11 protein-coding genes are annotated in these 9,036 nt (G+C 54.9%); 5 read left to right on the forward strand and 6 right to left on the reverse strand.

What is annotated here, in order from left to right; translation table 11 throughout:
- The coding region (locus VKV18_RS04835; protein ID WP_324203095.1) for an RNA polymerase sigma factor at window positions 1-267 on the reverse strand (267 nt) is incomplete at its 3' end.
- A gap of 323 nt (window positions 268-590) precedes the next feature.
- Between VKV18_RS04835 and VKV18_RS04840 the strand changes: the two genes are divergently transcribed.
- From VKV18_RS04840 to VKV18_RS04860, 5 genes are all read left to right on the forward strand, one after another.
- A complete protein-coding gene (locus tag VKV18_RS04840; RefSeq protein ID WP_324203096.1) occupies window positions 591-833 on the forward strand; it encodes a hypothetical protein in 243 nt (80 codons plus the stop codon).
- A gap of 102 nt (window positions 834-935) precedes the next feature.
- Entirely contained in the window at window positions 936-1,436 is a 501-nt protein-coding gene (locus VKV18_RS04845; RefSeq protein WP_324203097.1) for a HEAT repeat domain-containing protein, read from the forward strand.
- Window positions 1,433-2,068 carry a type II secretion system protein gene (locus VKV18_RS04850; RefSeq protein ID WP_324203098.1) on the forward strand — a complete coding sequence of 212 codons (636 nt, stop codon included), beginning with the start codon at window positions 1,433-1,435 and terminating at the stop codon, window positions 2,066-2,068. The genes VKV18_RS04845 and VKV18_RS04850 overlap by 4 nt, the downstream gene beginning before the upstream one ends.
- A gap of 672 nt (window positions 2,069-2,740) precedes the next feature.
- Window positions 2,741-3,112: a hypothetical protein gene (locus VKV18_RS04855; protein WP_324203099.1), complete on the forward strand. Its 372-nt coding sequence runs from the start codon at window positions 2,741-2,743 to the stop codon at window positions 3,110-3,112.
- 164 nt (window positions 3,113-3,276) lie between these two features.
- Complete coding sequence (locus tag VKV18_RS04860; RefSeq protein ID WP_324203100.1) at window positions 3,277-3,966, forward strand: prepilin-type N-terminal cleavage/methylation domain-containing protein; 690 nt, start codon at window positions 3,277-3,279, stop codon at window positions 3,964-3,966.
- Between the two features lie 27 nt (window positions 3,967-3,993).
- Here the strand turns inward: VKV18_RS04860 and ruvA are convergent, their stop codons facing one another.
- From ruvA to VKV18_RS04885, 5 genes are all read right to left on the reverse strand, one after another.
- The gene (gene ruvA / locus VKV18_RS04865) at window positions 3,994-4,620 is read right to left on the reverse strand and encodes a Holliday junction branch migration protein RuvA (protein ID WP_324203101.1); all 627 of its coding nucleotides are present in this window, start codon (window positions 4,618-4,620) and stop codon (window positions 3,994-3,996) included.
- Window positions 4,621-4,624: 4 nt separating this feature from the next.
- Window positions 4,625-5,503, reverse strand: a complete 879-nt coding sequence (hisG, locus tag VKV18_RS04870; protein ID WP_324203102.1) for an ATP phosphoribosyltransferase — start codon at window positions 5,501-5,503, stop codon at window positions 4,625-4,627.
- 1,167 nt (window positions 5,504-6,670) lie between these two features.
- On the reverse strand, window positions 6,671-6,895 hold the full coding sequence (locus tag VKV18_RS04875) for a double zinc ribbon domain-containing protein (protein ID WP_324203103.1): 225 nt from the start codon (window positions 6,893-6,895) through the stop codon (window positions 6,671-6,673).
- A gap of 12 nt (window positions 6,896-6,907) precedes the next feature.
- On the reverse strand, window positions 6,908-7,693 hold the full coding sequence (locus VKV18_RS04880; protein ID WP_324203104.1) for a M50 family metallopeptidase: 786 nt from the start codon (window positions 7,691-7,693) through the stop codon (window positions 6,908-6,910).
- A 75-nt stretch (window positions 7,694-7,768) separates the two neighbouring features.
- Complete coding sequence (locus VKV18_RS04885; RefSeq protein ID WP_324203105.1) at window positions 7,769-8,692, reverse strand: sugar phosphate isomerase/epimerase family protein; 924 nt, start codon at window positions 8,690-8,692, stop codon at window positions 7,769-7,771.
- Window positions 8,693-9,036: the final 344 nt, after the last annotated feature.

Consider the following 9,036-nt stretch of genomic DNA (forward strand, 5'->3'; position numbering starts at 1 on the left):
GAACAGCCAGGCCCGAAAGGGCGCCTCTCCTCGAAACGAAAACGCGCGTTCAAACGCCCGTAGAAACGCCTCCGATGTTACCTCCTCGGCATCTTCGCGGTTGCGCAGCAGATGGTAGGCATAGGCGTAGACCTGGTGCACGTACATCTCGAAGAGGGTGTCGAGGGCCTCTCGGCTGCCAGACTGCAGGCGCAGCACCAGGCGTTGCTCAAAAAGGCTTCCCGGCCCCCTCTCCTCACCCTCTCGTGGTGCCTGAAGTTCCTCCATCTGTTACGACGCTCCCTGCGAAGAAAAAGTGTCGCCAACCCCTTTGCTTCTCTTCCATTATATCCGCTTTTGGGCATTGCGGATGCGGCTCGTGCCTGTTTTCCCCACTTCAAGTCTTTGTCCCATTGTCCATTCCTATAGACGAATATTCAGAGGAAGTAGAGGTTCCTTCAAGAAACGATTTGAGCGATAGATTTAAAAAATTTTTGTCCACCTGTCCAAAAACAGCCCTGTCAAACGTTTATAATGTAGTTTATTGCCCTATAGGGTGGTAAACCATAAGAGACGTGTTGAAAGGCCCTATGTTTCAAGAAAGCAGAAAAATGTCCCTACGCCATCTGCTTTCAGCGTTTCTCACCGGGTTGGTTCTAACCCTCGGCAGCCTCGGCGCGACCACATGGGCTGTGGAGAGGCCTAACAGTTCGATCAGCCCCTGCCCACCATGCTACACCAACAACAACTGCGGAGGTGCATCCGACTGTTTAGACTGCTGCCATAAATACTGCGGCAACAGTGGGCTGGCTGAAGATCAATGTGCAGCTTGCTGCCCGGACCCTGTCGGTTAGCCACGTTGGTTCCTAAAGCTGCACAGGGGTACAATACGAAGGGTCTGGAGGGTTATCGTCACCATGAGGATAGCCCTCCCTAGTCCTCCCAAACGGCAAACCATGAGAAACAAGAAACTTCTTTCTATCAGTATAGGGGTTACTTTGGGTGTGCTTGTGAGCGCGATACTCTTTTGGCGTTACTACAACACCCATTGGAGCTATGACGCGAGACTTGCTCGCGCCACCGGCATAGACCCAACAGTCTACATTGAGGCTCGCGATCTGGATATGAAAGCACGTCATACGCACTCTTTGTCATCGGCAGAGATAGCTCAGATAAAGCTGTTTCTTAACTATAGAGCCTCTATTATTCGTTACAGAGCTATTGATGCGCTCACACAATTAAGGCATACCCCCTACGCTATTGAGGCGCAGAAGCTGATTCAAACCAAACTTTCCGATCCGAACCCATACGTGCGTATTTTCGCCTTGCGCCATCTTAATGCAATGAACCCTCGTTTGGCCGCCCAGGAGGCAGAACATCTTCTCTCCGATCCCGTTGAAGCTGTCCGTTCAGAGGCTTCGCTCATCCTTCAAAACGATAAAGGACAACAGCAATGAAAAGTTCAGGGCTTACATTAATCGAACTTCTCATCGTCATCGCCATCATATCTATTTTAGCGGCACTGCTCTTGCCTGTTTTTGCCCGCGCACGCGAATCGGCGCTTACCTTACAGTGCCTCTCCAATTTACGACAACAAGGGGTTGCCATCGCACTCTATCAGCGAGACTATGATGGATACTATCCCTATGCTGTAGACAATTTTACAAAACAAGAGGCGCTCAACACACATCCGGGCGACCCTGGCTACACCCCCTATGTGCCCTATCTTGCCAAAATGCCCGACTACGTAGATGTGCTCTATCCTTATGTAAAGAGTCATGAGGTATTTCACTGCCCGGCAGAACATTACTTGACAGGCTCAAACCCGATTTGGCAGATGTATCGCGTCTACGGATGCAGCTATGAATATTACGGAGTGTGGCCTGCGCTTTTTCATCAAACCGAGCAGTACTATCATGACCCCACGGAGGCGATCCTCGTCTCCGACATACTACCCTGGCATGGTCCTGAGGGAATTCCGCCCTACGCCTATGAGCGTTTCAACGCGCTCTTTGCCGATTTTCATGTTAAAACCGTTTCCGTCAACTACCTATATGAACATATTCCTCCGTATTCTTTCTTACCATAGGCAGGATAAAGGATACTGGAGATGGTATTCGCGCGTAACAGAGATCTGTTGTTAGTTGGCATATTGGCGTTGATCTCTCTATCTGCACTAGGTTTAACTATTCATAAAATCGTGGAGGATGCTCGACGTTTTTCCCCACCGCCTGCGCCTATTGCAATGGCACCAGCGCTTGTTATTGGGCCGCATCCAGAATTCTTAGGTAATTACACTGCGCCTTTTACCCTTGTAGAATTTGGCGATTACCAATGTCCTCCTTGTTACTATGCCTCAACGCGGAACGCCTAAAGGCGGCAGCCTTCCTTTCCGCTATGCTCTCTCGGCTATCGCCTTCAAGATGACATCGGTGGCACAAGAGCAATGTCATCTTTTTTCCATGATGTGCGCGGCTTGCTCCCACGAGCACATTCCCCTAGAGACCTCATCCCTCCTTATGTCCAGAGGAAGCATGCGTTGCCGTAGGGTAGTTACATGGTGATTCATATCCCTATGGCCACTCAAGCTTCTCACTGTCCATTCCCATAGACGACTTATCCAGAGGAAGTAGACGTTCCTTCAAAAAACGATTTGAGCGATAGATTTAAAAAATTTTTGCCCGCCTGTCCAAAAACGCCCCCATCGAACGTTTATAATGTAGTTTATTGCCCTATAGGGTGGTAAACCAGGAGGTGAACCATGAAACGGATGTATGCCACCCTGCTCACCGCAGCCCAGTCGGCGGTGCTGAGTCTTGCCGCCTTCGCGCTCTGCGCCCCTAATAACGTTCGAGGCGACATCGTAGATAACTGCCCCACCACGGGCTATAGCTGCACGACCTTTCATACCTGCCCAACCGCGACCTTCTGCGTTGCACAGAGTATGAACTGCCAACAAACGAGCCAGTATTGGCAATATACGATGGCCTACGCGGAATACATGTGCAAAAACCTCAACGGGCCTGGCACCGTCGTCTGTACTCGGTGCTCGTCCCCCGTGCAAGCCGGGTGTTGCAATTCTCAAACCGGGCCGGTAGTGTGCCCCGTCATTTGCCTAAGTACCGGCTCCTAACCTACCAGGCGCTCTGCCCTCGCGAGCATGTTCCAGAGTTTCTGCTCGCGAGGGCATCTATCGTTGGAGCGTTGCAAGGAAACATGTTTTATGCGAACACTTTTACGAGCCGTGCCAGACAGCAAACGGTTCTGGCTCGTGCCTTTCCCAAAGGAGCTACAAAGATGCCAAAACGAAACGGTTCCTATGTAGGCTTCACCCTCATCGAGCTGCTTGTGGTGATAGCCATCATCGCCCTGCTGGCCGCCCTTCTCTTCCCCGTCCTCTCCTCCGCCAGAGAGAAAGCAAAACAGTCCGTCTGTATCTCTAACCTCCGTCAAATCGGCATTGCCTTTCGTCTCTATCTTGAAGACTACAACGGAGAGCGGCCTTACCTGCTTGATAGGCTGGTGCCTACCTACGTCTCCACCCCGAAACTGCTGCTCTGCCCCGACGACATCACGGGCAACTATGCCTACTGGCTTTGGGATGCCGGCAACACCCCACACTACTACTATCGTTACCCTTCCTCCTACAGCTACTTTACACCCTGTCCTCCCTTCCGATGTGACGACGGGCCTAACTATGACGAGTGGAAAGCCTTGTTAGCCCTCCCTCCGTCTTCGGTGGGGGTTATTCTCGACTTCAACCACGGCTATCCCATTCCCAACTATCCACCACTCAGGAAAACGTTTCCTTCCGACCCCGTCTACCCACCCAACGTCTACCTACGCGAGGGCACCACGCTTCGGCTGAACCTCGACGGCTCGGTGCGGGTGCTGCAGATCAAGTTTCCGGGTGATGGATTTTGGCCCTGGTATGCCATGGTCTACAATCCGGGGCAGCGCGTGCCGGATAGCCCTTTAGGGCCGTGAGCAAACCTGTGAAGGAAGGCTCTGCACCTACTGCCTGCGCGAAGTAAGCAACTTCAAGCCCGCTTGCAGAAGCGCGGCGGCGTCGGTTCGATCGGGCATGTCGGGGAAGACGCGCTCCACCGCCCGCCGGGCATCGGCACGGCTGTAGCCCAGCGCCACCAACCCCTCGATGGCATCCTCCCACGCCGCGTTCTCCAAGGCCGTCCGCTCGGCGGTGCCGACAGCCTGCCCGACACGCTGCTCGAAAGCGAGCGCCGAAACCCTGTCGCCTAGCTCTAGGCTAAGCCGCTGTGCCAGTTTCGGCCCCACCCCCGGCACTTTGGTAAGCAGTTTTATATCCCCCGAAGACAGAGCGCGGGCCAACTCGCTTACCTCAAGGGCCGATAACAACGCCAACGCAGCCTTTGGCCCTACGCCGCTTACGCCCAACAAAAGCCGAAATATCTGCAGCTCCGTGGCGCGCGAAAAGCCGTAAAGCGATAGCTCATCTTCCTTCACCACAAGATGGGTTAGCAGCGTGACATCGCCCTCACATGCGCTTAGGCTAGAAAGCAACGGCGTCGGCACATGCACCAAATAGCCCACCCCGTTAACGTCCAGCACCACCGTACCGGCCTCCGCACGTACCACCCGCCCACGAAGCTGCGCGATCATGGTCTTAGTAGATCACCTTGTTCAGTGGATACTCCACAATGCCTTCGGCTCCGGCTCGTTTCAACCGCGGCAGCAGGTCTCTTACCGTGTTCTCTGCGACGATAATCTCGATGGCCACCCAGTTCGGATCGGCCAGAGGGGAAACCGTAGGGTTGCGCAGGGCGGGCAGTAGCGAGGTAATCTGCTCTAACTCCGCCTTGGGAACGTTCATCTTTAGCCCCACCAGTTGCTCGGCGTTTAGTGCCCCCTGCAGCAACATGGCGATATTTTCCACCTTGGCGCGCTTCCATTCGTCTTGCCAGGCTGCCCGATTCACAATGAGACGGGTTGTGGAGACGAGAAGCACATCCACGATCTTGAGGTCATGGGCACGGAGGCTGCTGCCCGTCTCCGTGTTCACGACGATGGCATCGGCCAACTCCGGCACTTTTACCTCGCAAGCGCCCCATGAAAACTCTACCTGCGCACGCACTCCATGCCTTTGCAGGTAGCGCTCGGTGAGCCGAACATACTCTGTGGCGATCCGCTTGCCCTGCAGATCGTGCACCGAGTTGATTCCCGAATCGTTCTTTGCCGCCAACACCACACGAATGGGGTTCAGTGTGGCTTTAGAGTAGACAAACTCGGCCACCTCCTCCACATCGGCCCCGTTGTCCTCTATCCAGTCCTTGCCGGTAAGGCCGGCGTCTAGAATGCTTTGCTCCACGTAGCGCGGTATCTCCTGGGGGCGTATCAACAGCGGCTCCAGCTCCGGGTCGTCCACCGTCGGGTGGTAAGATCGCCCGCTGCTCATGCGAAACTCATAGCCTGCCTTTTTGAAAAAGGCAAAAGTGGATTCTTGCAAACTTCCTTTGGGTATCCCAATACGTAACTTTCTTTCCACGTTTCTCGTCCTCGAAAAATTAGGGAGTTATCGTAGTATACCTTACCCCACAAAGCCCCTCCGAAGCGGCACGCTGGCATCTCCCGAAACCTAGGGGAAAGGAAGGGATAGGCTCACTCTGCTAACTGGCTCTAGAACCGCGAGATTGTCAGTTCCACCCCCTATCCCCTCAGAACTGGTGGGGATTAAAATTCAAGATTTCTCGCCTGCGGCTCGAAATGCCAGTGGTTCATCTCGCCTTCGGCTCGAAATGCCAGTGGTTCATCTCGCCTTTGGCTCGAAATGACAGTCGTACCGCTGGCTCTGCAGCCGATGCCCTCCCCTAGTGAGAATGAAATGAGAAGACCTCTCAGCTTCGCTTCGAGGTGACATGGGGTGCCGATGCCCTCGCCCTCCCCCGATTCGGGAGAGGGGAGACCAGTAAGTTCATTGGCAGTTTTCTATGATAACCTTTCCTTCGGAAACTCAACACAACCGCCCCTTTCTCCCGAATCGGGGGAAAGGAGGGGATAGGGGGCGAACAAGATAAACTACTTTGCTGACTCGATCTAGAACCGTGAAGCCAGCAGTTTCTGCTGCCCCCACCCCATCTCTCAGAACCGGAGGGGATGGAAACCTAAGATTTCTCGCCTGCGGCTCGAAATGACAGTTGTTCATCTCGCCTTCGGCTCTGTAAGCCCCCTCCCCCCATTGGGGAGAGGGGAGACCAACAAGCTCATTGGCAGTTTTCTATGAGAACCTTCCCCTTGAAAAACCGGCAAGATAGCCCCCTTTCTCCCTAATAGGGGGAAAGGACGGGATAGGGGGCGAACAAGGTAAGCTCATTCCGCTAACTGGCTCTAGAACCATGAGATTGGCAGTCTCTGAAGCCCCATCCCTTACCCTCCTCCCGGCACACGCTCTGCCTCCTCAGAACTGGTGGGAATTGAAATGCAAGATTTCTCGCCTTCGGCTCGAAATGACAGTCGTATCTCCGGCCCTTTAAGGCCAACGTTCTCGCCTTCAGTGAGAATGAAATGAGAAGACCTCTCAGCTTCGCTTCGAGGTGACATGGGGTGCCGATGCCCCCCTGCAGAGGGAGGGGAGACCAATAAGCTAACTTTCAGTTTTCTGTGAAACCTCTGGGAAATAACCACAACAACCCTGTCCCGCTCTCGCCAACGATCCTCAAAGATAGTCATGCTCCGGCAAAAACACATAACCACATCGCCAGCACCGTTCGGCATCGGCGGCGCTAATGGTTTTACACCGCGGACACAGATGAAGCTTTATGGGAAAACGGCCGCATTGAGGGCAGCGACGCGTATCGCCGTAGACCAGCGCCCCGCAGTGCTCGCATGCGCTCGCCTCCTCCGCCCTCTGTCTGCGGACGCCCCTGCCTTGCGAAAACATGGCTCTTCTCCCTCACAAATCCGCTTCCATCGGGACTTGTCGTCTCCTTTGAGCGGTTCCGCGCCAATAGCTAAGAACGGAAAGCGTGAGAATGCCTATCGCCACTAAAGCCCATAGCACTGCCCAAAAAGTGGGCGTAAGCCCCACAGCCTGAGCCATGTTGGTGGCATCGTTTTGACCAAGGTCGTTCGTGGTAAGCCCAATCAGCACGCGCAGATCAATAAGCGCATCCAAACAGCACTGCACGGCCAGAAAAGCTGCCAAAAACTCGGCAACCTGTGGAGAGGCAAACCGCCCTGCCAAAAAAAGCAGCGCGACAATAGAAAGCCCGGCAATAAACGTGAAAGCGCCACTACGAAATGGGTTGCACCACAACAGCACCACACAAAGCAGGTAGGTGGCAACCATATAAAGCACCGCGCGGCCGGCATGGCGCCAACGCGCAAGGCGCCCAAACTGCAACAGCAGCGCCCCAAAAAGAGTGGCACCTAAATACCCTGCCGAATCCACAATGCCCTGCGCCCATGGTGACACCGCAGAGATGGTGACCCCACTGCCCGAGGGCGCAATGCGAATGTACTCCACCTGCCCACCGGTAAGGACGGTGGCCAAAGCGTGGCCGCTTTCATGGACAAAGGTAACAAAAAGCCGCAGAGGGTAGAGAATCTGCTGCGCATACGGAATAAAAAGCAAAACCACCGTTACCGCAGTGGCCAGCAACAGCATAAGGCGTGAGCGGACGAGCGGGTCTATGCCAGAGCGCACCGACCCCACACCTGAGGATAGGGGGCTGTTCATCGTTAAAGTATCTCCTCCTACACTCCTCTACGTAATTGCGCAGCAAACGGCTCCACGCCATGCGGAATCTACGGATCAGCTGCCCGCCAAAATTTTGTCTACCCGCCGGCTTACATCGCGCAGATAGGCCTCATCGCCGCCGGCAAGCTCGGTGGTCATATAGCCGGTATAGCCGATCTCGGCAAAAGCCCGTCGCACCTCCGGCCAATCAATGCTGCCCTCAAGCAGGTTTACGAAATGACCGCCGATGCCGCCGAAAAGCCCCGGTCCTCCCTTAAAGTCCTTGAGATGCACCTTCTGGATGCGATGCCCTAAGGTGCGAATCCAGTCCTGCGGCCAAGCAAAAGGAACCACATTTCCTACATCGAAATAAGCTCCTACCCACCGGCTCCGAAACGAGTCGACGAAGGCGGCAAACTCCAGAGGGCTTAGCAGGAAGTTGTTCCAGACCTCCTCGAGGCAGATTTTGACCTTCAGCTGTTCGGCTAGAGGCAGCAGACGCCGGATGGCCTGCTGCGAACGATGGTAGGCATCCACATAGCGCGTTTTGGCATCCACCACGGCGGGCACAAGCAGAATATCATCGGCACCAAGCGCTTTGGCGCACTGCAGGGCAGCCTCGGCATTTTTCAGGCTCTGCGCGGCTGCCTGGGGGTCAGGGCTGGAGAGCGGTGGGTCCCACCCGCCGTAGATCACCGAATGAATGCGCACTCCGGCCGATTCGGCGGCCGCCCGCAGGCGCTCCTGCTCCTTGGGGTCGGTAATCGGTGGCGCCTCCACCCCCTCAAACCCCACATCGCGCGCCAGTTTAAGCCGATCCTCCACCGTGAGGTTCTCCGGCAACATAGAGTAGAGCACCGCCTTGTGAGGGCCGTGCTCCGCTTTCGACGCGGTATCCTGCGCCCCGGCCGGGCCGGCCAACAGCGCTACGCCGGCCGTGCCCCCCACAAAGGCACGGCGACTGATGCTCGTATGGGTTTCGGAACGATTCGGTTTCATAAAAACATAGCAAGGAGACCCCTGCGTTTGCGCAGAGGAGGAATTGCTAGCCGCATCAGCACGATTGTTTCAGCAATCGTAGCTCAAAAAACTCCTTGCACTCCTTTCCGATTTAGGTGGTGAACCCAGAGTATTCATGATATAATACCCTCGGTAAACAAAGATTATCGAAAAGAAGGGCAAGGCAGTGAAAGTCACGTTGTGCCTGAAACTGCATGTAGACCCCGCCACCCAAACGGCTCTACAGGAAACGCTCTTGCAGTTTACAGACTGCTTCAACGCCGTATGCACTTACGGATGGGAGCAGAACGAGCGCAACGGAACCCGACTGCACCAGGCGACCT

The organism is Chthonomonas sp., assembly GCF_035294505.1.
Lineage (GTDB): Bacteria > Armatimonadota > Chthonomonadetes > Chthonomonadales > Chthonomonadaceae > Chthonomonas.

Coding starts and splice junctions, on each gene's coding strand:
- VKV18_RS04840 (WP_324203096.1), top strand. CDS start 591: ATGTCCCTACGCCATCTGCTTTCAGCGTTTCTCACCGGGTTGGTTCTA.
- VKV18_RS04845 (WP_324203097.1), top strand. CDS start 936: ATGAGAAACAAGAAACTTCTTTCTATCAGTATAGGGGTTACTTTGGGT.
- VKV18_RS04850 (WP_324203098.1), top strand. CDS start 1,433: ATGAAAAGTTCAGGGCTTACATTAATCGAACTTCTCATCGTCATCGCC.
- VKV18_RS04855 (WP_324203099.1), top strand. CDS start 2,741: ATGAAACGGATGTATGCCACCCTGCTCACCGCAGCCCAGTCGGCGGTG.
- VKV18_RS04860 (WP_324203100.1), top strand. CDS start 3,277: ATGCCAAAACGAAACGGTTCCTATGTAGGCTTCACCCTCATCGAGCTG.
- ruvA (WP_324203101.1), bottom strand. CDS start 4,620: ATGATCGCGCAGCTTCGTGGGCGGGTGGTACGTGCGGAGGCCGGTACG.
- VKV18_RS04875 (WP_324203103.1), bottom strand. CDS start 6,895: ATGTTTTCGCAAGGCAGGGGCGTCCGCAGACAGAGGGCGGAGGAGGCG.
- VKV18_RS04880 (WP_324203104.1), bottom strand. CDS start 7,693: ATGAACAGCCCCCTATCCTCAGGTGTGGGGTCGGTGCGCTCTGGCATA.
- VKV18_RS04885 (WP_324203105.1), bottom strand. CDS start 8,692: ATGAAACCGAATCGTTCCGAAACCCATACGAGCATCAGTCGCCGTGCC.